The following is a 23534-nucleotide window of genomic DNA, read 5'->3' on the forward strand; positions in this document are numbered from 1 at the left end:
TAGCGCAGAGGGGAATTTTTCCGGCAGATTACTTACCACCTAAACCCTTTTTCTCCAGTTCTTCTTTAAAGTTGTCACGCGTGATCAGCACTACGTCGGTAACTTCGGTGAATTTTGGCGGCTCAACGTCTTTTGCTACCCAGTTATAGAGCATTTCGCTGGATTTATAGCCATGAACGTCCGGGCTTGGCAGCAGTGAACCATAGAAGCCTGTAGCCTGTGCCTTTGACAGTTCGCTCACCGCATCCACACCGTTAATACCGATACCGATAATATCTGCTGCTTTAAAGCCCTGACCTTCCGTCGCGCGTACGCCACCCAGCACGGTGCTGTCGTTCATACCGACGATCAACCAGTGTTTAACTTCAGGATGCTGAACCAACATGGAGTTAGCGGCGTCAAACGCCCCTGGAATATCGTTAGATTTGGTAGGAACCTGATAAATTTGTTTTTCCGGGAATCCGGCGGCTTTCAGCGCGTCCATAGAACCGGTAGTACGACGACGGGCGGTATCCAGTTCGTTGGCAGTAATCGCCATTACGGCACTTTCTTTCACATCCCAACCACGTTTCTGCATCTCTTTATACAGTTCCTGGCCCTGACGTTCGCCAATTTTCGTCGCCGCCATCATCACCAACGGTACGGTATCAACCGGCTTACCCTTGGCATTAACAAACTGATCATCCACGGCAATAACTTTCATATCGTAGCCACGCGCTTTCGCCACGATGGCTGCACCCAGTTTCGGGTCTGGAGTACAGATAACAAAACCTTTCGCGCCACTGGCTGCCAGGCTATCAATAGCGTTCAGCGTTTTTTCGCCATCAGGTACGGCTATCTTAATAACTTCAAAGCCTAAATCTTTCCCGGCTTTATCGGCAAACTTCCATTCAGTCTGAAACCACGGTTCTTCTGGTTGCTTCACCAGGAAACCGAGTTTCAGATTTTCCGCCATAGCGGATTGTGACATAACGGCAGCCAGACCGATGGCTGCAAGAGCTTTAGTAAATTTGTGCATGGTTATCTCCAGCTTTAGCATCATTTTGTGTAGGGCAAAACCTGAGAACTTTCGTTAATTCAATCGGAAAACAAAGCATTACCTTTGGCGAAAAGATAAGTGACTGTGTTGGCATAGTTTTAGCGAGAAATTAATTCTCCATAGGAGAGCAATATCACACCGCAGAATTACAGTGAGAACGTGCATAAATTTAGCAATAAAAAACATACGGAAGACGCTAATTGTATGACAAATGAGAGGGGGCTTAGCAGATTAATCCATAAGATTAGCCTGGAAATCCTTGTGGCATCATTTGATAGCGCTGGCGTGTCTTCTTTTTAATCTAATTTGCTCGAGTAAGATGCTGCTCATTACAGGTGAATGGTGAATGAGGTAAGAAGTATCAAAACTCCACGCAAAATTCATTTCGCTATTAATTATTACCACCTTCATTAATTAATGAATAAATCCATAATGCGAGCTTCATCCCAAAACTGAAAAAATACCTGAAAATATGAGAACATCATCATGATATTGATAAATTAATTTAATATCAACAAGATATACAAATTTACAACATTGAGAGTTATTGCAAATCAATAACTCTAATCAATGAAATGTAAAAAAATATAAACTTGGTGATTTAAGGATTTTCTTATAATCCTTCAGGCGTTATGCTTATTTCAGATCATCGTCAGAATTGACTCCAGGATCACATTTCGGACCCGCAGAAAGGAATTATTCTGCAAACAGTAATTATGGTGTTTTGATTTATCTTGCACCTCTCGTCTTCTGGATATAAGGATATTAGGTATGGCAACCACTGGAATGCTTCTCAAACTCAACACCCAAATGAACCGCGAGTTTTATGCATCCAATCTCTACCTTCACCTGAGCAACTGGTGTTCTGAACAAAGTCTGAATGGCACCGCGACTTTTCTTCGCTCCCAGGCACAAAGTAACGTGACTCAAATGATGCGCATGTTTAACTTCATGAAAAGCGTCGGGGCGACGCCCATCGTTAAAGCCATTGATGTACCTGGCGAAAAACTGAACTCTCTGGAAGAACTCTTCCAAAAAACGTTGGAAGAATATGAACAGCGTGCAAGCACGCTGGCGCAATTAGCAAGTGAAGCTAAAGAATTGAATGATGATTCTACTGTCGATTTCCTGCACGATCTGGAAAAAGAACTGCAGCACGATGGCCTCTTACTGCAAACCATTCTGGACGAAGTGCGCAGTGCGAAACTGGCCGGTATGTGCCCTGTCCAGACCGACCAGCATGTTCTGAATGTCGTGTCGCATCAGATACATTAATAAAATCGGCGCATGAAAAGATGCGCCGTAATACAAAAAACAGTGAAAACCGCTGCCTTACATCACTGAGGCAGCGGTTTTTTAATGGGATTCGCTTTGTGGGGTAAACTTTAGCTCAATCAACGCGATGGCTTTTTGAATAGCACGCATAGTGACTGGGTCGGCAGCAGCCGGATGGTGAGTAAAATCAATATTCTTCAGCTGGCTGGACATTTTTTCACGAACCTCAACAGGCGCGATCACATCGAGCACGTCGAGAATTTGTTTGATCACCAACTGGCAAGCAACAACATCAGAAACCAGTTCCTGATCGGCATTCAGCGGCTGGGACATCCTAAACTCCTGATAGCATTTTGAAAGCCGTTATAGTAGCGGCTTCCCTTCCTCAACGATAGTCACATCAGCCTGCATCAGGGTATAAAAAAACCTGCCGGAGCAGGTTTTTTATTATCTGAACATATTGCCTGGCGGTACATCTTTGAACGTCTTGCAATAATTATTAAACATGCTTTTCAGGATTTTACGCAGTTTCATCGCGCCACTCCGATTATTTGTTATGCAGGTGTTATTGATCTCGCTACCCATAATATGACACCCATCACAAAAATCAATCTTTATGTGATGTAAATCACATAAATACCTCTTTAATGTTACATAAATGATAACCACATGATGTGTGCGTTCTGAAGAAAGCAAGGTATAGCGCTAATCCGTCGTCTTTTCTGTCCATAACCTGACTGTGTCCACAAGTACAATACCTGTTTCTTCTCCCTCTCCAGGTTGTGACATGAAACATCTGATCATTATTTTTTCACTTTTAACAGTAGCGGGCTGTACCGTAACTCGTCAGGCTCACCTGAGCGATGTTGACGCCACGAGTGGCATTGTCCGCCTCGTTTATAATCAGGCTTTTTTACAACACGCCCGCACTGACAACTATCTCGATCAGGGAATAGCGAACCGCGCATGTCAGCAGGTTGGATTTACCCGCGCCTTTGCGTTTGGGCAACCTGTAAGTAACTGTAGTTTGTTTGCAGGATCATTATGTCTGAATACGCAATTTACGCTGTCGTATCAGTGCCGATACTTAACCCCCTCTGCTTATCAATAAAGATTTTAATCAGCGAGGGATGCTTCGCTGGTTAATTACCATCTCAAATAGCGTTAATGCGTTTTATTCACATTCGCATTTTTAATAATTGCCTTTAATATTTTACCTTTTGCAAATAATAAAATAACAAATTATAGTGGCGCCACAGCAACAAATATAACCTTTGTGGAGCACTATCATGCTGAAACCAGAAATGATTGAAAAACTTAATGAGCAGATGAACCTGGAGCTCTACTCTTCACTGCTTTATCAGCAAATGAGCGCATGGTGCAGCTATCACACCTTCGAAGGTGCTGCCGCGTTTCTGCGTCGCCATGCCCAGGAAGAGATGACGCATATGCAACGTCTGTTTGATTACCTGACCGACACCGGGAATTTACCGCGAATTAATACCGTTGAATCACCGTTTGCTGAATATTCTTCACTTGATGAATTATTCCAGGAAACCTATAAGCACGAACAATTAATTACGCAAAAAATTAACGAACTGGCTCATGCTGCAATGACCAACCAGGACTACCCAACGTTCAATTTCCTGCAATGGTATGTATCTGAGCAACACGAAGAAGAAAAATTGTTCAAATCGATTATTGATAAATTGAGCCTGGCGGGGAAAAGCGGCGAAGGACTTTATTTCATCGATAAAGAACTCTCTACCCTCGACGCACAAAACTAATCTTCTCCGGCGGCAGATATTCTGCCGCCTTTTCATATCAGTGACGGCAAATCTTACTTTTATCGGTTGAGAACCCTTCTTCGCAGGGAATAAATTTGCCTTTTGCCGCCAGAAAAGCTACCAACTCTCCCGCGGTCATCCCTTCAGCCGAGCAAGTATGAAAACGTGTCTGATCACCAAAACGCGCTTTGATCGCCGCTTCCAGACTGGCGTGCGTATATTGCTCACCTGATTCAATCATCATATTTAACACTTCATGACCGTGAATAGATTCCATCGTTCCTCCTCAAAAAAGGCATAGCGTAACGATCCCCGCGTCTTATGGCTTTGCGCCAGCGCAGGTCTGAATGCATTTACCGTACATTTTTATTTACACCATATGTAACGCCGATTTGACGAAGTATGGATAATACCTTAACCTGCGCCGCAGATATCACTCATAAAGATCGTCAGGACAGAAGAAAGCGTGAAAAACAGAACTCTGGGAAGTGTTTTTATCGTTGCGGGAACCACTATTGGCGCAGGTATGCTGGCAATGCCGCTGGCAGCGGCTGGCGTCGGTTTTACAGTCACTCTGACATTGTTAATTGGCCTGTGGGCTTTAATGTGTTACACCGCGCTGTTACTGCTGGAAGTGTATCAGCATGTCCCTGCAGATACCGGTTTAGGCACGCTGGCAAAACGCTATCTGGGCCGCTACGGTCAGTTGCTGACCGGCGTCAGTATGATGTTTTTAATGTATGCCCTGACCGCAGCATATATCAGCGGTGCCGGTGAATTACTTGCCTCCAGCATCAGCGACTGGACTGGTATTTCAATGACCACAACTGCGGGTGTGCTGTTGTTTACTTTTGTTGCCGGTGGTGTGGTTTGTGTTGGGACATCGCTGGTCGATTTATTTAACCGTTTTCTGTTCAGCGCCAAGATTATTTTCTTGGTACTGATGCTGGTATTGCTGCTACCACATATTCATAAAATCAATCTGCTAACGCTGCCGCTGCAACAGGGGCTGGCATTGTCAGCAATTCCGGTAATTTTTACCTCATTTGGTTTTCACGGTAGCGTGCCGAGCATCGTCAGTTATATGGATGGCAACATTCGTAAATTGCGCTGGGTGTTTATTACCGGTAGCGCGATCCCTCTGGTGGCGTATATTTTCTGGCAACTGGCGACGTTGGGCAGCATTGATTCAACAACCTTTATGGGACTGCTGGCGAATCATGCTGGATTAAACGGATTGCTACAGGCATTACGCGAAGTGGTGGCCTCGCAACATGTCGAGCTGGCAGTGCATTTATTCGCTGATTTAGCCCTCGCCACATCTTTCCTTGGCGTAGCGTTAGGCTTATTTGATTATCTGGCGGATTTGTTTCAGCGTTCCAATACCGTTGGTGGAAGACTGCAAACCGGCGCAATTACCTTTCTGCCGCCACTGGCGTTCGCGCTGTTTTATCCACGTGGTTTTGTAATGGCGCTCGGGTATGCTGGCGTGGCGCTGGCAGTACTGGCGTTGATAATTCCTTCATTGCTGACCTGGCAGAGCAGAAAGCATAATCCACAAGCAAGTTATCGGGTGAAAGGTGGTCGTCCAGCACTGGTGTTGGTGTTTATCTGTGGCATTGGTGTGATTGGCGTGCAATTTTTGATTGCGGCAGGATTGTTGCCAGAAGTGGGATAAACGCTTTGCCGTGTATATGGACATAGTCCAGTCTTCTGTCCACATCCTTATCAAGCCCACAAAACATAGGTGCCAGAGTTAATTCTGGCACCCAATATAGCCTCTTAATGCAGGCAGCACTGCTTATATTTCTTGCCACTACCACATGGGCAAGGATCGTTACGACCTGGTTTTTCTTCAGCTTTAATCGGTTGCTGAACAGCTTTTTCCTGAGGATGCGTCATCCAGTAAGCATGCAAATCAAGCGCCGCCAGTCGAATGGCATCCACGCTTTCTTCAAACGCTTCTGGCGACATCTTCTCTACTCGCTCGAAGTTTTCCTCAGTACCGTGCAGCGCAATCGCTTCAAGCGCCGGTTTTAATGAGTCAGGCAATGCTGACCAGTCAGAAAGCGCAACGCCACGCATATAGCCAAAGCACCACTCTTCGACAATCGTCAGCTCGCTACCGTCAACTTCTCGCAGACCAAATAACGGTTCAAACTGTTCCGGGAACTCGTTGAGGCGCTCTGCAGTATCGGCCATATGTTGAAACGCCAGGTTCATAAAATGCGTCATCTCTTTCTCTGACGCCCAGCGTGGCACATAATCCGCCCCACCCCACACAGCAACCAGCCACTGTTCTGGTTCAATTTCTTGCGGAGAACTCAACACCGCCGTCAACAAACCATCCAGCTCTGCCACATCAAGGATTGCGTGGTCTGTGTTGTATTTGGTCAAGATATCATCCAGCCATTCCAACTCACTTTCGTTTAACGGTCCAGTTTTCATACGCTTTTCCTTGTGGATCTCGACTCGCCAGCGCCTATCTTACATGTCGGTCTGGCATAGAGATACTTTTCGAGTGGATTACCCGGAGATTAAAAATCAGAGAGGGTGTAACGACAAGTTGCAGACACAAAAAAACCACCCGAAGGTGGTTTCACGACACTGCTTATTGCTTTGATTATTCTTATATTTCCCATGGTACCCGGAGCGGGACTTGAACCCGCACAGCGCGAACGCCGAGGGATTTTAAATCCCTTGTGTCTACCGATTCCACCATCCGGGCTCGGGAAAAATTGGAGGCGCGTTCCGGAGTCGAACCGGACTAGACGGATTTGCAATCCGCTACATAACCGCTTTGTTAACGCGCCAAATTCTTCAGGCTTTTCAGCCAGACACCCGCTTAATGCCGATGTCTTTTAAACTGGAGCGGGAAACGAGACTCGAACTCGCGACCCCGACCTTGGCAAGGTCGTGCTCTACCAACTGAGCTATTCCCGCATTCATCAAGCAATCAGCTAATCACTTGATTTTATTATCGTCTGGCAATCAGTGCCGCCGTTCGATGCGTTGCATTCTACTTACCTGACGCGGTGAGTCAACGATATTTTTCACCACTTTTGATCGTTTGCTGAAATTTGCGTCGAAACGATCACTGATCAAGCAAATCCGCGCGTGCAGCGCTCAAATATTGCAACATTGACCAGAGTGTCAGCACCGCAGCCACAAAGAAAAGGGCAATCCCGGCGTACTCAACCCAAATATTCGGGCGCCACAGCAACCAGGCCAGCGCGACCATCTGGGCAGTCGTTTTAACTTTACCAATCCAGGATACGGCCACGCTGCTGCGTTTACCGAGTTCAGCCATCCATTCACGCAGAGCGGAAATGATAATTTCACGGGCGATCATCGTTGCCGCCGGTAAGGTCACCCACCAGCTATGATAATGCTCGGTTACCAGTACCATGGCGATGGCGACAAGCACTTTGTCTGCTACTGGATCCAGGAAGGCACCAAAACGGGTACTTTGATTCCAGCGACGCGCCAGAAAACCATCGAACCAGTCAGTCACCGCCGCGACGCAGAAAATGAGCGCGGCAGCAAACGGTGACCAGGTAACAGGTAGATAAAAAACCAATACAAAGAATGGGATAAGGATGACACGGAACAGTGTGAGCAACGTAGGGATATTAAATTGCATAATGACGGGTAACTATCTGTTGTCAGTAAGATTACCCTTATGTTGCTACAGAGACATCAATGTTTCAACGACCAGAAGATCTTTTCTGCCAGACCTTGCGAAATACCCGGCACTTTTGCAATTTCTTCGACGCTGGCGTTACGTAAACCTTGCAAACCGCCCATATATTTCAACAACATTTGCCGACGTTTTGGCCCAACGCCTTCAATGGTTTCCAGGGTGCTGGTATTTTTGACCTTCGCCCGTTTTTTGCGATGCCCGCCAATCGCATGATCGTGTGATTCATCACGAATATGCTGGATGACGTGCAACGCTGGCGAATCTGGCGGTAAGCTAAAGCCCTCTCCTTCCGGCTCGAAGAACAATGTTTCCAGTCCAGCCTTACGGTCGGCCCCTTTGGCAACGCCAAGTAACAGCGGATGGTTTTTATCCCAGGGGACGTCCAGCTCGGCGAAGACATTTTTCGCCTGCGCAAGTTGTCCTTTGCCACCATCAATCAGGATCACGTCCGGAATCTTACTGTCATCAATGGCTTTACCATAACGCCGACGCAACACCTGATTCATCGCCGCATAATCATCGCCCGGCGTAATGCCATTGATGTTATAGCGACGATATTCCGCACGCAGTGGGCCATTAGCATCAAACACCACACACGAGGCAACGGTTTGTTCGCCCATCGTATGGCTGATATCGAAACACTCCATCCGCTTCACTTCCGGCAGTTTCAACACGCTGGCAAGTGCTGTCAGTCGCTGATGAACGGTAGATTGCTGTGAAAGTTTGGTCGTTAACGCTGTTGCTGCATTGGTCCGCGCGAGTTTCAGGTAACGTGCCCTGTCGCCACGCGGTTTGGTCTGAATGTTTATCTTGCGCCCCGCCAGTTCTGATAATGAATCGGCAAGCAGTGTTTTATCGCTAAGATTAAAGTCGAGCAGGATCTCACCCGGGAGAGTGCGCATCTGGCTGCCCTGTAAATAGAACTGACCAACAAAAGTTTCCACTACTTCGCCCAGTTCCGTACCACCCGGCACTTTCGGGAAATAGCTACGGCTACCGAGCACTTTGCCCTGACGAATGAATAATACGTGGACACAAGCCATGCCCGCATCAAACGCCACACCAATAACGTCAAGGTCGTCGCCCGTGTTGGAAACAAACTGTTTTTCGGTGACGCGTCGCACCGCCTGAATTTGATCGCGAATACGTGCCGCTTCTTCAAACTCCAGATTCTGGCTGGCTGTTTCCATGCGGCTAATCAGTTGTTTAAGCACCTGATCGTCTTTACCCGATAAAAACAGGCGCACATATTCAACCTGCTGGGCATACTCTTCTTCACTAACCAACCCGGCCACGCACGGCCCAAGGCAGCGCCCTATCTGATATTGCAGACATGGACGCGAGCGATTGCGATAAACGCTATTTTCGCACTGCCGAATGGGAAAAATCTTTTGCAGCAGCGCCAGAGTTTCACGCACCGCATAACCATTCGGGAACGGGCCGAAATACTCACCCTTAGCGTGCTTCGCACCGCGATGCATCGCCAGACGTGGATGTGTATCGCCACTGAGGAAGATAAAGGGGTAAGATTTATCATCGCGTAACAAAACGTTGTAACGCGGCTGATAGAGTTTGATGTAGTTGTGTTCCAGCAATAATGCTTCGGTTTCAGTATGAGTCACCGTGACATCAATTTGCTGGATCTGGGCGACCAACGCTTCCGTTTTGCGCGAAGCGAGATTGCTACGGAAATAGCTGGAAAGCCGTTTTTTCAGGTCTTTCGCTTTACCGACATAAATAACCGTACCACCAGCATCATACATGCGATAAACGCCCGGCTGGCTGGTGACGGTTTTTAAAAACGCTTTTGCGTCAAACTGAACACTCACTGACTTGTTAACGTCTCCGCATTACACAGACCATGGCGAATTGCCAGGTGAGTCAGCTCAACATCGCCATGAATGTTTAATTTACTGAACATACGGTAGCGATAGCTGTTCACCGTTTTCGGGCTGAGATTAAGCTGTTCTGAAATCTCATTGACCTTCTGGCCTTTGGTAATCATCAGCATAATCTGCAATTCACGTTCAGACAAACTGGCAAATGGGCTTTCTGTTTTTTCTGGTTCGATCTGGCTTAATGCCATTTGTTGTGCAATGTCAGAAGCAATGTAACGCTGCCCAGAATAGACAGAACGAATCGCGCTCACCACCTCCTGCGGCGCCGCACCTTTGCTGAGATAGCCCGCAGCGCCGGCCTGCATCACTTTTGCTGGTAAAGGGTTTTCGGTGTGAACCGTAAGCATGATGATTTTGACATCTGCGGTTGAGCGGGCGATTTTACGCGTCGCCTCCAGGCCGCCAATGCCAGGCATACTCATGTCCATTAGCACCACGTCGACGGAATTTGCCCTGCACCACTTAACGGCATCTTCACCACAGGAAGCCTCACCAACGACTTTAATACCCTTTATATCTTCCAGAATGCGTCGTATCCCTGCGCGCACCAGTTCGTGGTCATCAACAAGTAGAACGTTGATCAAAGGAATATCTCCAGAAATAGGGATAACGCTACTGATAGTTAGTCATCCGTATATTAGCGGGTTTTATTGCAACTTTGAAACGTTAAAAATGGTGGGTATTCGATTTTTCTCTCATTTTTGATAATTCGATTGTCCACAGTTATGGTCACGTCCGTCACCATAAAGCTTCCGGGGCGTTGTAACCTGTCTGTTAGACTGAAATGTGACAAAAATTGACTGCATTCAGCACAAATGAAAAATCATCGGCATGAATATGTAACATTAATTAACTCAATAAATACGCACAAAAAACATTCATGATATAAATATTTATTAACCACTATATTAACTAATTTAATATCATTGATGAAAGGCGGCCAAAAAACAACCACTGCTATTTTTAGCAAAGCTTATGGTATACTCCGCCGCCTTAACATTTTTTACTGCAAATTTTCATTGCAACATGACGAGGAAAATAAATGAGTACGCCTGATTTTTCTACTGCCGAGAATAATCAAGAACTGGCAAATGAAGTCTCCTGCCTGAAAGCGATGCTGACGCTGATGCTGCAGGCGATGGGACAAGCTGACGCGGGCCGCGTGATGTTAAAGATGGAAAAACAGCTTGCGCTGATCGAAGACGAAACCCAGGCTGCGGTATTTTCCAAAACGGTTAAGCAAATTAAACAGGCCTACCGTCAGTAATATAAAACCGGCTGAAAGCACACCTTTCAGCCGGTTTTACATCTGGCACGCAGAATGTAATAGAGGTCATATTAAGCCAGTTGCAGCAGCGTAGCAGGCAACCTGGGTCTTATTCGGCGCGTTGATTTTTTTCTGCATGTTTTTCTGATGAAAATTAACCGTGTTCTCGGAGATTGACAAGATCATCGCTATCTCTGCCGATGTCTTACCTTCCGCGGTCCATTTCAAAATTTCCTTTTCCCGCTTACTGAAATTCATTTCCGGCGTCATCACTATTTGATCATTTAAACGCATCAACGCCATCAGACTTTCGCGCACCAGTAACTGCATTTTTAATTGCAGCTCATCACTAAGAACGGGTATTTCACGCGTACTGCTACGAGAAAATGACAAAAATCCCAACGCCCGGTTTGGTAGCATTAAATACTGGGTGACTCCCCTGCGTAATCCATGTGCACGAGCAGCTTCCCATAATGGCTGGGCTTCACTGAATAAGTCATCATTCCACAATAAATGGCCCTGACTGAAGTTTTCAGGGTTGAGCACGGGATCAATAGCGAGAAAGTTTTTTGCCTGGTAATAACTGACCCATGATTCGGGGTAGTTGGTGTAAAAAGACACTTTGGGCCGAGTAAACGGCACTGGGTGACGCACACATAATGAATAGAAATCGTACTCAAGTTGGTGAGCCTGACGTTCTATTTCATGGTAGACCTCTTCTGCGGCCTCCATCCTCTGAAAGCGCGACAGCATTGTGCGACGCCAGCTAAAAAAATCCGTATCCTGCATAGTAAACCGCAATGCCCCTGAGAGTGAGTATCATTTATACTGGAAACTCAAGCTATCACATAAATAAGATTTATATATAATTTATATTATTCAGATAATGAATTACTTTTGCAAGACATCGCATTCTCTTATGTTATTAATGAGTTATGCTGATTTATTGACCGTTTATTGAGTCTTCAGAAGTGTGGTCCGCCCCGGTCACTAACTCGCCGGGGCTGATTTTTTCTTATTATTGCAGTAGAAACTTCTCGAGAAACTGGCGGGTACGGGGCTGCTGTGGATTGGCAAATAACGCTTTAGCCGCTCCCTGCTCTACTATCCGCCCCTGATCCATAAAGATAGCGCGGTCAGCAACGTCGCGGGCAAAGCTCATTTCGTGCGTAACAATGACCATTGTGCGCTTTTCCTGTGCCAGCTGACGGATAGTATTCAGGACTTCGCCCACCAACTCTGGGTCCAGGGCCGACGTTGGCTCATCAAACAAAATCACCTCGGGACGCATCGCCAGCGCTCGGGCAATCGCCACTCGCTGCTGTTGACCGCCAGATAAACGACGTGGATAGCTGGTTTCTTTGCCTGCAAGGCCAACTTTCGCCAACAATTCACGTGCGCGCGCCGTGGCTTCCTCTTTAGGTTCGCCTTTGACAATCACCGGCCCTTCAATAATGTTTTCCAGCACCGTGCGATGCGGAAACAAATTAAAGTTCTGGAAAACAAAACCAACGTGCTGGCGCAGCTGACGAATCAGGGATTTTTGCTGACTTAACGAACGCGCGGTATCAATGGTGATATCCCCGACGGTAATCGTCCCCGCTTCTGGTTGTTCCAGCAAATTTATGCTGCGTAGCAACGTGGTTTTCCCGGAGCCGCTTGGACCTATAATCGCCACCACTTCGCCGGTTTTAACCTCCAGATCAATGCTATGCAGCACCGTCTGACCGTGGAATTTTTTCACCAGGTTTTTAACGTCAATGGCACTCATTTTGGATCCCTCTCCTGGCGATTAAGTTGATTCTCAAAATGGTTCTGCAACGTCGATAACACCGTCGCCATAATCCAGTAAATGAGCGAAGCCGCCAGATACATGGTGAAAACTTCCAGTGTGCGCGAAGTAATCAACTGCGCTTGACGGAACAGCTCTGGCACCTGAATCGTCGCAGCCAGAGAGGTATCTTTTACCAGGCTGATAAAGCTGTTCGACAGCGGCGGCAGTGCCACCCGCGCGGCCTGTGGCAAAATAGCACGACGCATAGTTTGCCACGGCGTCATGCCGATACTGGCAGCCGCTTCCCACTGACCTTTATCAATGGACGAAATCGCTGCCCGCAGCGTTTCGGCTGCATAGGCGGCAGTATTCAGTGACAGGCCAATCATCGCTGACGGAATCGGATCTAATTCAATGCCAAACTGCGGCAAACCGTAGTAGATCATAAATAGCTGCGCGATGAGTGGCGTACCGCGGAAGATGGAGATATAAAAACGCGCCAGCCAGCGCACTGGCCAGACGGGCGACAGGCGCATCAGTGCGAGAATAAATCCCAGCAGTAAGCCAAAAAACATGCCGCCAATGCTGAGTTGCAGCGTATACCCTGCCCCTTTCAACAGGAAAGGCAGCGAATCAATAACCAGTTGTATGCTTTCTTGCATGAGCGTTTCCGGAGCTAAACGTGGGGATGATAGGCGAACAGTGCAGGCGCGCCGCCGGTATGAATAAACAGAATCGGCCCTTCATCTTTGAAGCGTTTCTGACTTATACCATCAATCAGCCCCGCCATCGCTTTTCCGGTATACACGGGATCAAGCAGAATGCCTTCCAGACGCGCCAGCAGTTTCACCGCCTCCATGCCTTCGTCATTCGGCACGCCGTAGCCAGGCGCAAAATAGTCATCCCAGAGTAAAATTTCCGCTGATGCATTCAGTTCCAGTTCTTTCGCGATCGCCTGTTGTAGGCTAACCACTTTCGGCAACTGATCAGCAACGGAACGCGAAACGGTCACGCCAATCAGTTCTGTTTCAGGCATCAGTTGTTCCAGCCCTACTGCAAGCCCGGCGTGAGTTCCGGCACTGCCTGATGCCACCACCACCGACGATATGTTAACCGCCCCTTCACACTGCTGGGCGATTTCCAGCGCACTCTCCACATAGCCCAATGCGCCTAAAGCATTGGAACCGCCAACCGGAATGACATATGGGCGAAAGCCTTGCGCTTCGACGCGAGTCGCTAACTCTTCCAGTTGGGCATCAGGATCGGTCAGCGCATCGCACATTTCAATCTGAGTATTGAACAGATCCAGCAACAAGCGGTTGCCGTTGGTTAAATAGTTTTCTGCAGTAGTGCCAATGGGATTTTCCAGCAGCGCCACGCAATGCAGACCAAGTTTTGCGGCCACTGCGGCAGTCTGGCGCACATGATTAGACTGAATCGCTCCGGCTGTAATCAGTGTGTCAGCTCCTTCGCGCAAGGCATCTGCTGCGAGAAATTCCAGTTTGCGTAACTTATTTCCGCCCATTGCCAACGGGGTGACGTCATCCCGTTTGATGAAAATGTCCCGCCCGAGATAATCAGAAAAACGTGGCATATATTCGAGCGGTGTCGGTGCGCCGATAAACTCCAGCCGTGGAAAACGAGTTAAATTATGCAGTGGCATAAAAGCCTCCGATGTGTGTTGTTGTGATCTTGTTATTATGCACGCTGGAAACGTATAAATAAAAAATGCACCGATTAAAGCGCCCTTTTTTGTCATTATGCCCCGCCCAGAGTAACGTTGACACGTTCCTGGCTGTGAGTTCAACCGAGGAATGCAACACACTGGTTGAACCGATCTGCGGATGATTCATAGTCTAGCGTTTTTCTCGGTCTTTTGTTGAGCATATGGCAACTGTAGTACTCATGGATTCCGGGCGATAGCAGGTAGTGTGTTAATAGAATCAGATTTGTGGTCCCGTGATGCTGTTGAATGTCCGATGGGTCATCAGGAACGTAACAGTGTAAAGGCTGCTTATGTCCATAAAGCCGAAAATCTGATTTTCCCTGGTTACGGGTATAATTTCTCCTGGCATCTTAGGTTGATCAAGCCTGGTTATCCGTACCCGTTCATTAATATGGTAATCATTATCTTTGCATTAATTATTATTTATATCCAGGTCTGTTTTTAGGATAAAAATATTATATCCCATGACGATATTTTCAGGCACTTTTCTTATAAAACAGCAGAGAAACACTCACTATCTAAAATTACACCAATCCATAAACAAACTAACACCCAGAAAACATTACAATTTCAAATTACTCGTCAAAAAAAATCAACCTGATTGCCTGAGATGGATTTTTTCTGTTTATTTGCAATAATGCTCGCATCGATCATTTGTATGATGAATAGATAATGCATATTATTTCCCAATGACATTTATACAGTCAAAACATTTAATCCACCATTCTTAAACAAAAAATTGGAGCTTTTGTGAAAATGAAAATTAATAAAAAAGAAAAGTTTGATATCTATATAAAAAACAGAAAAACATTCGGTGTAACGCAAGAGGGAATGAAGACTACATTACTTTGCAGTCTTATATCTGCCACTCTGGCCATTCAGCCTGCTTTGGGAGCCAAAATGGAAGTTACTCTTTCTGAAGGAAACCCTGCAGAAATATCTGAAAATATCATTGGTGCTGATGCCTCGCATCACAGGCCACATAATAATGATGATGGGGAAGCTGGTGAAGATGCTCTCATTGTTAATGTTGTACCTGGTTCGTTACAGGATGGAAATATCCTGATAATTAACAGCGGTACGAACATTAGTGGTGGTGAAGGCGGATGGGCTGGTGATGATGATGTAACAAAGATGGGATCTGCAGGAGGCCAGGGCGGTACAGCCATTACTGGAAATAATTTTACTCTTGTTAATTATGGTGATATTTCCGGTGGTAAGGGTGGTTGGGGAGGTTATGGTAATGGCGGAGGCGATGGAGGTGAAGCGGGTACCGCTATTTCCGGAGATGATCTTACCATTACAAACAATGGAAGCATTACGGGTGGCAATGGCGGAATGCCTGGAGCCAGTGGTTATGGCGATGAGAGCGGTGGTTTAACTGGGACTCCTGCTGTTGGTGGGACTGCCATATCTGGCAACAATCTTCAAATAAGCAATAACGGAAACATCACTGCCGGGCAAGGTAGTAGTGGTGCCTGGTGGGCGGTATGGGGGTCTTCTGCCGGCACAGGAGGGAATGGAGGCTCGGCCATATCCGGAAATAATACGGAGATAATAAATAATAATAACATTACAGGTGGCCAGGGGGGGGATGGTGCTCGCGGTGGTGAAGGTAGTGTCGAATTTACTACCGATCAAAATATTAATGGGAGTAGCGGTGGTAGTGGTGGCATTGGAGGGACTGCTATATATGGTAATAATATTAAGATAAATAATACAGGAGATATAACTGGCGGACAGGGGGGCACTGGTGGTGAAGGTGGTGAAGGTGGTACAGATGAATATGATCACACTGATTCAGCGCCCCTTGGTACTGGTGGTACTGGTGGGATTGGTGGTAGTGGTGGGATTGCCATATCTGGAAATAATATGGAAATAAATAATTATGGAAATATTATTGGTGGAAATGGCGGCACTGGTGGTAATGGTGGCGATGGTGGGCGTTCCCATGAAAATAATAATACTGGTACCGGAGGTAATGGTGGCAACGGAGGTAATGGTGGTACTGCTATATCCGGGAGTGATATTACGATAAATAATCATGGCAGGATATTGCCTGGTAGTGGTGGACGGGAAGGTGAAGGTAACTATCACTTCTCCGGAGGGGTATCTGGTAACAGAGGGCAAGATTGTGACACCGCAATATCGTTGAATGGTGGAGCTAACTCGTTGAATCTCTACGCCGGTTCTACCATTCAAGGTGATATTGTTTTGAATAATCTTGTAAATAATTCTGATGGTAATTCTCTGTCCATTACAAATAAAGACTCCGCAAGCGCTGAGATAAAAGGCAATCTGAGTGCGGGTACAGGTACACATGTTTCCGTTTCGGGAGCTGATGTCACCTTTAGCGGAAGTTCGGTATTTGACAGGGATTCATCGCTTAATATGGGTACAGGTTCCAGTCATTTAACTGCCAAAAGTATTCAGTTCAATAACGGTGCAGTGCTTAATGTTGATACTGCCATGACAATATGGAAGCAAAATGAGTACGGCTTGTTGACGACCTCCGACGGCATAACAGGGCTCTCTGAAAATAATATTTATCAGCATAATAATCTACTGAGTGATGGTGCTGAAGACTATGTTTTAACATCACTTAGTGGTAACGGGCAGACAGTAAAAGAGGTTAGTTCTTCCCTGAAGTGGAATGACCCCTCAGGAAATGGATATGGCACGTTTGATCTAAGGAAAGGCGCGGTGTTAGAGCTGAAGGTGCGACTTGCAGATAACAATGCTGTTCAGTTATCTCATGGCTGGGATGGAAAAACGCTGACCAAAGCCGGCGAAGGAACACTGATTCTGTCTTCCAAAAACACTTACACGGGTGTAACAGACATCCGCGGCGGCAATGTCCGCATGGACAGCAACGGTGCTCTGGGGCAGACCAGCGAGATTCGTCTGGCAGCTGATACCATGCTGGACATGAACGGCCACAGCCAGACTGCAGGTAAACTGAACAGCGCAGCAGGTTCCATACTGAACATTAATGGCGGTAATCTGACCCTGGCAGGTGGAGGCCTGTCTGCAGGTACCCTCATCGGCTCTGGCTCCCTGAACATCAGCGGTGGCGTGTTCGATATTACTGGTGCCACCCGCGCCCTGAATGCCACCACCACTATCGCAGAAAAGGCAATGGTGAAGGTGCTTAATACTGACGGACTGGGAGCTGGCTCGGTTAACACTGCCGGCACACTGATTCTGGGCAAGGCTGATGCACCTGTCATGCTTGCCAACAGTCAGGTCACCATCTCTCAGCAGGGGACACTCTCCGGCTCTGGTGGTGTCGCCGGGAACGTAACCAACAGCGGTACTCTTGACCTGAGAGCCGATGCTCCGGGTAATGTACTGACGATCGGAGGTAACTATACCGGTAATAATGGCTTACTGCTCATGAACACCGCTCTGGGAAATGACAGCTCCGCAACAGACAAACTGGTAATCAGAGGCAATGCTTCCAGCCAGACCCGAGTGGTTGTTATAAATGCAGGTGGTACCGGATCACAGACACTAAACGGTATTGAGTTGATTCATGTCGACGGAAATGCTGACAGTGCTGCATTTATTCAGGCCGGGCGTATTGCTGCCGGGGCTTATGACTACACGCTGGGACGTGGTCAGGGAAGCAACAGCGGTAACTGGTATCTGACCAGTGGTAAAAACACTCCGTACCTGCTGCGCGCTCTGAAAGCAATGCCAACCCCTGCCCCTGCACCTGCTCCGGCTGGTCATGACAACGACCTGCGCCCGGAAGCTGGCTCCTACACGGCGAACATTGCTGCCGCAAACACCATGTTCGTATCCCGTCTTCATGAACGCCTGGGGCCGATGCATTACACCGATGTGATTACCGGCGAGCAGAAAAAAACCAGCATGTGGATGCACCATGAAGGTGAACACAACCGCTGGAGTGACGGTACAGGCCAATTGAAAACACAGGGTAACCGTTACGTCCTGCAGATGGGCGGTGACCTGGCTCAGTGGAGCCGGAACAGCTCTGACCGCTGGCATCTGGGGGTTATGGCTGGTTACGGCAATGACCATAACAATACAGATTCTGTACGTACCGGATACAGTTCAAAAGGCAGTGTGAAAGGATACAACACAGGTCTGTATGCCACCTGGTATGCTAATGATGAGACACTTAGCGGGGCTTATCTGGATAGCTGGGCACAGTACAGTTGGTTCGATAACGATGTGAAAGGTGAAGGACTGCCGGGGGAATCGTGGAAATCAAAAGGTCTGACAGCCTCACTGGAAACCGGTTATGCCTGGAAAACCGGTGAGTTTACTGGCAGCCATGGCAGTCTGAACGAATGGTATGTCCAGCCTCAGGCTCAGGTTATCTGGATGGGCGTAAAAGCTGATGAGCACCATGAACGCAATGGTACCCGTGTTGAAAGCACCGGTGACGGTAACGTCCGTACCCGTCTGGGCGTGAAAACCTGGATTAAGGGGCACAGCAGAATGGACGACGGCAAATCCCATGAGTTCCGTCCGTTCGTTGAGGTGAACTGGCTGCACAACACCCGTGATTTTGGCACCCGCATGAACGGTGTGACGGTACATCAGGACGGCGCCAGCAATATCGGAGAAGTAAAAACCGGCGTTGAGGGACAGATAAATGACCATCTGAACCTGTGGGGCAATGTGGGTGTACAACTCGGTGACAAAGGATACAGTGACGCCTCTGCCATGCTGGGGGCGAAGTATACATTCTGAACCGGGTAGTGGAGTAGCCAGCTCTTTATCAGTCAGTGCATGAGAGAAACGGGATAACCTGCTCAATGACCGTTGGTTATGACTGCGACCAGAATGCACTGGCTGAACGAATAAACGGGCTCCTGAAAAACTCGCGTCCTGCAGGTCCGGGAAATAGTAAAAATCCGTGGCAATTTATAACCATGAGCGGCCACACCTGGCACTAAAATACAAAACGCCCGATGACGTTCATCAGGCGTTTTACAGACAGAAATCTGTCAACTTATAGCAGGACCAGACCATACGTTGATTACTTGGTCACATCAGCACCAAACCATTTTTCGGAAAGGGCTTGCAAGGTTCCATCTTTTTGCATTTCTGCAATGGCATCGTTAACTGCTTTCAGCAAGTCTTCGTTGCCTTTACGCAGCGCGACACCTGACTCCTGGCGGGAAAAGGCTTCACCAGTTACTGCCAGCGTATCATTGGTTTTCTTCACCAAATCCAGCGCCGCCAGACGGTCAACCAGGATGGCATCAATACGGCCTACGCGCAGATCCTGGTACTTGGTCGGGTCATCATCATAGGTGCGCACATCAACACCCTGAACATTCTGACGCAGCCACTCTTCATAGTTGGTGCCTAAACCAACGCCAACTTTTTTACCTTTCAGGTCGTCTGCGGTTTTTATTGTGCCTTCATTACCTTTTTTCACCAGCGCCTGAATACCGGAAATGGTGTAAGGGGTAGAAAAATCGTATTTTTTCTTGCGTTCATCAGAAATGGTGACCTGGTTAATCACCACATCGATGCGTTTAGAATCCAGTGACGCCAGCATCCCGTCCCATTTGGTCGGTTTTAATGCGGCATCAACGCCCAGATGTTTTGCCAGTTGTTGGGCAAATTCCACTTCAAAACCAGTCAACTTGCCGTCATCGCCCTGAAAGCTGAACGGCGGGTAAGTCCCTTCCAGTCCCACCAGCAACGTGCCACGCTCTTTCACTTTATTGAGCAGGCCTTCGTTGGCAAAACTTTTCACGCTCATACCCGCAACCAGCGCCACGGCCATAACGCCCATCAACGCCTGATGTCCCAGATGTGCTAGTTTCATATTCACCCCGAATGTTGTTTTGTTGGTTTGCAGTGTAGAGCCATTGTTTGTAAACACAAAAACAACTCTGCTACATCTTATTCTTATTTAATATATATCAGAAGCTGACATGCAGGGGGAATTCTGCGCAAGATCACCGCGAGTTTGCGTCTGGTAACACTGATACTTACGTAATGCGATGCGGTAATTATTGGTGCTTGTGGTGGGTAGCCAGGGTGCCAGGTTTTCATCAAGAAAACCATCCTGCAGCAGGTCGGTGGAAATATCTTGCTCGCTTAAGTAATTACCCAAACGACGTAGACGTACCACATACTCGCGCACAGTACCGGGACTCATTTCAGTATGGTCAAAGAGAAACTGCTTAAAGCCGATAATATCAAAAAAATCACTCTGCGTTTTGCAGTGTAAATCGCCGCAAAAACGACACAACGCGGACCATGATTTTTGTTCTTCCTGCCAGCCATTTTCATCAAGCAGTGTATCGAGACGGGAAATCTCGATTTTATTTACTATTTTGCCGTCGCGAACCAGCGTAATGCGATCAAGTAGTTTACGGCAAAATGCGCAATGGGTTTGACTGTGTTTAAAGTCTTTAAGATAGCGACTCAATGGCCGCCTTTTCTGGTGCTGCATCATTATTAAGAACTCCTGGTATTCAAAATTAATGTGCGGCATTTACCTAAGTTATAACTTACCCAGTTTGGTGCGTAACCGTTTAATGGCCTGACTGTGTAACTGACTGACCCGCGATTCACCAACTTCCAGCACCGCGCCAATCTCTTTGAGATTAAGCTCTTCCTGGTAATAGAGCGTTAATACTAACTGTTCACGCTCCGGCAACATTTCGATGGCTTCCATTACTCGTTGACGCAAATTACTTTCCAGTAATTTTTGTAACGGGTTTTCGCGCTGATGATCGTCACTTACCAGTTCAATACTATCGCCGTGCTCTTCACGCCACTCATCGTAGGAAAAGAGTTGGCTGTTATTAGTATCAAGCAACATTTGTCGATAATCGGCGATTTCGATCCCTAAACGTTCTGCCACTTCAGTTTCTGTGGCGTTACGGCCAAGTTCCTGCTCCAGTTGCCCCATTGCCTGTGCCACTTCACGCGCATTGCGTCGCACGCTTCGTGGCACCCAGTCACGGCTGCGAAGTTCATCCAGCATAGCGCCACGGATTCGCTGCACTGCGTAAGTTGTAAATGCCGTTCCTTGCAGGGCGTCATAACGTTCAACGGCATTAAGTAATCCAATGCCGCCCGCCTGTAGGAGATCATCAAGTTCTACACTCGCGGGCAGTCGGACCTGCAGGCGCAATGCTTCGTGACGCACCAGCGGGATATAACGCTGCCACAGCGAGTATTTATCCATTACACCTTCAGCGGTATAGAGTGATTTCACGATAAACAACCCTGCGTTATATAAGTAATCGGCATAATTATCCGTTTCTGCAGGTTTTTTAATCGGACGATTAATGGGTGAAATAAGCGGTTATTTAGAGTGATCGGTAAATAATGAGCAAAATAACCCCGCCGGACGCGGGGTTAAGAGATCTGACAACGTACGCTTTATCTTGCCGGACGCGGCGTAAACGCCTTATCCGGCCTGGACGAATATGCAAATTTAATTAATTGCGATTCACCTTGTAGGCCTGATAAGCGTAGCGCATCAGGCAATTTGGCGTTTGCTGTCACTATCGGTTAGTCCGGTTTTGGCGATTAACCCTGCAGCAGAGACAGAACTTGCTGCGGCACCTGGTTAGCTTTAGACAGCACGGAGTTACCCGCCTGCTGGATGATCTGCGCTTTCGACATGTTGGACACTTCGGTCGCATAGTCGGCGTCCTGAATACGGGACTGCGCTTCAGACAGGTTGGTGGTGGTGTTGTTCAGGTTAGTGACCGCAGAATCCAGACGGTTTTGTACGGCACCGAGGGAGGAGCGGAATTTGTCGACAGAAGCAATCGCTTTGTCTAAAAGTGCCAGTGGATCAGCAGAAGAAGCCCCTGAGAACTGTGCAGTCGGAGTTGCAGTAGATAATTCAACAACAACTTTGTTCCCTGTGGCTGTTGCTGCAGTGTCGTCATCAAGCGCCGTTGCAACCGTTGTAGCGTAGTTTTTACCCTGGAATGTTACATATCCCGCAGCCTTACCTTCAGAATCAGCGGCAACTTTAATCAGTTGATCTTTCTGAGTAGCCGCAGTCGTTAGTCCATTATCGGTGTCTTTGTATTCGACATCGGCTTTATTCAACGTGACTTCACCGGTTGTATGATTAATCGACGCGGAGTAGAAATCACTGCCGGATTGAACGACGAACTGTGCAGTAGCAGCCCCTTTCTCATCCAGTGTATTGTGTAATGTCAGGCTAGAAACATCGACTGTTTTACCTGTCGCAGTAGTCAGATCTTTCGCAACAGCAGTGAAATCAACACCAACGGGCTTCGTTCCTTTATCACCCGTAATTTGAGTAATGGAACTGCTAACATTCAGCGACTGACCCGAAACGGAGAAACCATTCAATCCCAGCGTTGAAGAATCAATTTTCTGCAAATCGATAGAGATGGTCTGCCCATCATTCGCGCCAACCTGAATCTTCATCGAACCGTCTTTTGCCAGCACATTCACGCCGTTGAACTGGGTCTGACCGGAAACACGGTCAATTTCATCCAGACGGGATTTGATTTCGTCCTGAATAGAAGACAGGTCAGAATCAGAGTTAGTCCCGGTCGTCGCCTGAACGGTCAACTCACGCACACGCTGCAAGTTGTTGTTGATTTCGGACAGAGCGCCTTCTGCGGTCTGCGCCAGAGAAATACCGTCATTGGCGTTACGCGCGGCCTGAGTCAGCCCTTTAATATTAGAGGTGAAGCGGTTAGCAATCGCCTGACCTGCGGCATCGTCTTTCGCGCTGTTAATACGCAGACCAGAAGAGAGGCGCTCGATAGAAGTCGACAGCGCAGACTGGTTTTTGTTGATGTTGTTCTGAGTGATCAGCGAGAGGCTGTTGGTGTTAATGACTTGTGCCATAATTTTTATTCCTGTTTTTTAGCTCTACGGTTTAAGTATTGGGCTTCCACCCTTCGGCTTCGTCGCCGTCACCCCTGTTATCGTCTGGTCACTCACAACCTTTAGAATTTTTTTCTAGCCGTCGAAATACTCCCCTTCCTCGTTGCTGTTCATGTCATTAAGCCCAAAAATAAATCGTAAACTTTGCCCCGCTTCCGCCGATAACCCCGGTATTCGTT

The 23534-nt window shown here is 47.5% G+C and carries 23 protein-coding genes, 3 tRNA genes and 2 pseudogenes; 9 read left to right on the top strand and 19 right to left on the bottom strand.

What is annotated here, in order from left to right; all coding sequences use genetic code 11:
• Window positions 1–28: 28 nt before the first annotated feature.
• On the bottom strand, window positions 29–1018 hold the full coding sequence (gene araF / locus D9742_RS09175) for an arabinose ABC transporter substrate-binding protein AraF (RefSeq protein WP_130208541.1): 990 nt from the start codon (window positions 1016–1018) through the stop codon (window positions 29–31).
• Between the two features lie 792 nt (window positions 1019–1810).
• Here araF and D9742_RS09180 point away from each other — a divergent pair.
• Window positions 1811–2314 carry a non-heme ferritin-like protein gene (locus D9742_RS09180; protein WP_130236702.1) on the top strand — a complete coding sequence of 168 codons (504 nt, stop codon included), beginning with the start codon at window positions 1811–1813 and terminating at the stop codon, window positions 2312–2314.
• An 81-nt stretch (window positions 2315–2395) separates the two neighbouring features.
• Here D9742_RS09180 and yecJ read toward each other — a convergent pair whose 3' ends face one another.
• Both yecJ and azuC read right to left on the bottom strand, forming a co-directional pair.
• Window positions 2396–2647 (bottom strand): DUF2766 family protein YecJ, encoded by a 252-nt coding sequence (gene yecJ, locus D9742_RS09185; RefSeq protein ID WP_130236703.1) that lies wholly within the window; start codon window positions 2645–2647, stop codon window positions 2396–2398.
• Window positions 2648–2761: 114 nt separating this feature from the next.
• On the bottom strand, window positions 2762–2848 hold the full coding sequence (azuC, locus tag D9742_RS09190) for a stress response protein AzuC (protein ID WP_010723106.1): 87 nt from the start codon (window positions 2846–2848) through the stop codon (window positions 2762–2764).
• A gap of 253 nt (window positions 2849–3101) precedes the next feature.
• On the opposite strand from azuC, the gene yecR reads away from it, so the two are divergent.
• Window positions 3102–3425: a YecR family lipoprotein gene (yecR, locus tag D9742_RS09195; protein WP_130236704.1), complete on the top strand. Its 324-nt coding sequence runs from the start codon at window positions 3102–3104 to the stop codon at window positions 3423–3425.
• Between the two features lie 178 nt (window positions 3426–3603).
• Window positions 3604–4101 (top strand): non-heme ferritin, encoded by a 498-nt coding sequence (gene ftnA / locus D9742_RS09200; protein WP_000917207.1) that lies wholly within the window; start codon window positions 3604–3606, stop codon window positions 4099–4101.
• Window positions 4102–4138: 37 nt separating this feature from the next.
• Here ftnA and D9742_RS09205 read toward each other — a convergent pair whose 3' ends face one another.
• Window positions 4139–4378, bottom strand: a complete 240-nt coding sequence (locus D9742_RS09205) for a YecH family metal-binding protein (protein ID WP_064529312.1) — start codon at window positions 4376–4378, stop codon at window positions 4139–4141.
• A gap of 189 nt (window positions 4379–4567) precedes the next feature.
• Here D9742_RS09205 and tyrP point away from each other — a divergent pair, with 189 nt between their 5' ends.
• Entirely contained in the window at window positions 4568–5779 is a 1212-nt protein-coding gene (gene tyrP, locus D9742_RS09210) for a tyrosine transporter TyrP (RefSeq protein ID WP_130236705.1), read from the top strand.
• A gap of 104 nt (window positions 5780–5883) precedes the next feature.
• Here the strand turns inward: tyrP and yecA are convergent, their stop codons facing one another.
• The 7 genes from yecA to uvrY all read right to left on the bottom strand — a co-directional run bounded on the left by yecA (window position 5884) and on the right by uvrY (window position 10286).
• Window positions 5884–6549 carry a UPF0149 family protein YecA gene (gene yecA, locus D9742_RS09215; protein WP_130236706.1) on the bottom strand — a complete coding sequence of 222 codons (666 nt, stop codon included), beginning with the start codon at window positions 6547–6549 and terminating at the stop codon, window positions 5884–5886.
• A 193-nt stretch (window positions 6550–6742) separates the two neighbouring features.
• A tRNA-Leu gene (locus D9742_RS09225) sits at window positions 6743–6829 on the bottom strand.
• Between the two features lie 11 nt (window positions 6830–6840).
• A tRNA-Cys gene (locus D9742_RS09230) sits at window positions 6841–6914 on the bottom strand.
• A gap of 54 nt (window positions 6915–6968) precedes the next feature.
• Window positions 6969–7044: transfer RNA gene (locus tag D9742_RS09235), tRNA-Gly, on the bottom strand.
• 151 nt (window positions 7045–7195) lie between these two features.
• Window positions 7196–7744 carry a CDP-diacylglycerol--glycerol-3-phosphate 3-phosphatidyltransferase gene (gene pgsA / locus D9742_RS09240; protein WP_001160187.1) on the bottom strand — a complete coding sequence of 183 codons (549 nt, stop codon included), beginning with the start codon at window positions 7742–7744 and terminating at the stop codon, window positions 7196–7198.
• Window positions 7745–7800: 56 nt separating this feature from the next.
• Window positions 7801–9633 carry an excinuclease ABC subunit UvrC gene (gene uvrC, locus D9742_RS09245; RefSeq protein ID WP_130208553.1) on the bottom strand — a complete coding sequence of 611 codons (1833 nt, stop codon included), beginning with the start codon at window positions 9631–9633 and terminating at the stop codon, window positions 7801–7803.
• Window positions 9630–10286, bottom strand: a complete 657-nt coding sequence (uvrY, locus tag D9742_RS09250; protein WP_064529316.1) for a UvrY/SirA/GacA family response regulator transcription factor — start codon at window positions 10284–10286, stop codon at window positions 9630–9632. Before uvrY ends, uvrC begins: the two co-directional genes overlap by 4 nt.
• A gap of 345 nt (window positions 10287–10631) precedes the next feature.
• Between uvrY and D9742_RS23405 the strand changes: the two genes are divergently transcribed.
• Both D9742_RS23405 and yecF read left to right on the top strand, forming a co-directional pair.
• Entirely contained in the window at window positions 10632–10748 is a 117-nt protein-coding gene (locus D9742_RS23405; RefSeq protein ID WP_240780466.1) for a hypothetical protein, read from the top strand.
• The gene (gene yecF, locus D9742_RS09255; RefSeq protein ID WP_000106474.1) at window positions 10745–10969 is read left to right on the top strand and encodes a DUF2594 family protein YecF; all 225 of its coding nucleotides are present in this window, start codon (window positions 10745–10747) and stop codon (window positions 10967–10969) included. The genes D9742_RS23405 and yecF overlap by 4 nt, the downstream gene beginning before the upstream one ends.
• A 66-nt stretch (window positions 10970–11035) precedes the next feature.
• Here yecF and sdiA read toward each other — a convergent pair whose 3' ends face one another.
• The 4 genes from sdiA to dcyD all read right to left on the bottom strand — a co-directional run bounded on the left by sdiA (window position 11036) and on the right by dcyD (window position 14406).
• Window positions 11036–11758: a transcriptional regulator SdiA gene (sdiA, locus tag D9742_RS09260; RefSeq protein ID WP_130236708.1), complete on the bottom strand. Its 723-nt coding sequence runs from the start codon at window positions 11756–11758 to the stop codon at window positions 11036–11038.
• Window positions 11759–11987: 229 nt separating this feature from the next.
• On the bottom strand, window positions 11988–12740 hold the full coding sequence (gene tcyN / locus D9742_RS09265; protein ID WP_130236709.1) for an L-cystine ABC transporter ATP-binding protein TcyN: 753 nt from the start codon (window positions 12738–12740) through the stop codon (window positions 11988–11990).
• The gene (gene tcyL, locus D9742_RS09270; RefSeq protein WP_130223595.1) at window positions 12737–13405 is read right to left on the bottom strand and encodes a cystine ABC transporter permease; all 669 of its coding nucleotides are present in this window, start codon (window positions 13403–13405) and stop codon (window positions 12737–12739) included. The genes tcyN and tcyL overlap by 4 nt, the downstream gene beginning before the upstream one ends.
• A 14-nt stretch (window positions 13406–13419) precedes the next feature.
• Window positions 13420–14406 carry a D-cysteine desulfhydrase gene (gene dcyD, locus D9742_RS09275; RefSeq protein ID WP_130236710.1) on the bottom strand — a complete coding sequence of 329 codons (987 nt, stop codon included), beginning with the start codon at window positions 14404–14406 and terminating at the stop codon, window positions 13420–13422.
• A gap of 241 nt (window positions 14407–14647) precedes the next feature.
• Here dcyD and D9742_RS23410 point away from each other — a divergent pair.
• The 3 genes and pseudogenes from D9742_RS23410 to D9742_RS09290 all read left to right on the top strand — a co-directional run.
• Window positions 14648–14782, top strand: a pseudogene (locus tag D9742_RS23410) (integrase); the annotation flags it as partial.
• A gap of 443 nt (window positions 14783–15225) precedes the next feature.
• Window positions 15226–19194, top strand: coding sequence for an autotransporter outer membrane beta-barrel domain-containing protein (locus D9742_RS09285; protein WP_240780471.1), 3969 nt, complete (start codon window positions 15226–15228; stop codon window positions 19192–19194).
• Window positions 19195–19217: 23 nt separating this feature from the next.
• Window positions 19218–19462: pseudogene (locus D9742_RS09290) on the top strand (IS3 family transposase); the annotation flags it as partial.
• A 21-nt stretch (window positions 19463–19483) separates the two neighbouring features.
• Here the strand turns inward: D9742_RS09290 and tcyJ are convergent.
• The 4 genes from tcyJ to D9742_RS09310 all read right to left on the bottom strand — a co-directional run bounded on the left by tcyJ (window position 19484) and on the right by D9742_RS09310 (window position 23316).
• Complete coding sequence (gene tcyJ, locus D9742_RS09295) at window positions 19484–20284, bottom strand: cystine ABC transporter substrate-binding protein (protein WP_130218652.1); 801 nt, start codon at window positions 20282–20284, stop codon at window positions 19484–19486.
• An 87-nt stretch (window positions 20285–20371) separates the two neighbouring features.
• A complete protein-coding gene (gene fliZ / locus D9742_RS09300) occupies window positions 20372–20923 on the bottom strand; it encodes a flagella biosynthesis regulatory protein FliZ (protein WP_130208735.1) in 552 nt (183 codons plus the stop codon).
• A gap of 45 nt (window positions 20924–20968) precedes the next feature.
• Window positions 20969–21688, bottom strand: coding sequence for an RNA polymerase sigma factor FliA (gene fliA / locus D9742_RS09305; RefSeq protein ID WP_064529323.1), 720 nt, complete (start codon window positions 21686–21688; stop codon window positions 20969–20971).
• 317 nt (window positions 21689–22005) lie between these two features.
• Complete coding sequence (locus tag D9742_RS09310; RefSeq protein ID WP_130236712.1) at window positions 22006–23316, bottom strand: FliC/FljB family flagellin; 1311 nt, start codon at window positions 23314–23316, stop codon at window positions 22006–22008.
• Window positions 23317–23534 lie beyond the last annotated feature (218 nt).

It is taken from the genome of Escherichia sp. E1V33 (assembly GCF_004211955.1).
In the GTDB taxonomy this organism is placed as follows: Bacteria; Pseudomonadota; Gammaproteobacteria; order Enterobacterales; family Enterobacteriaceae; genus Escherichia.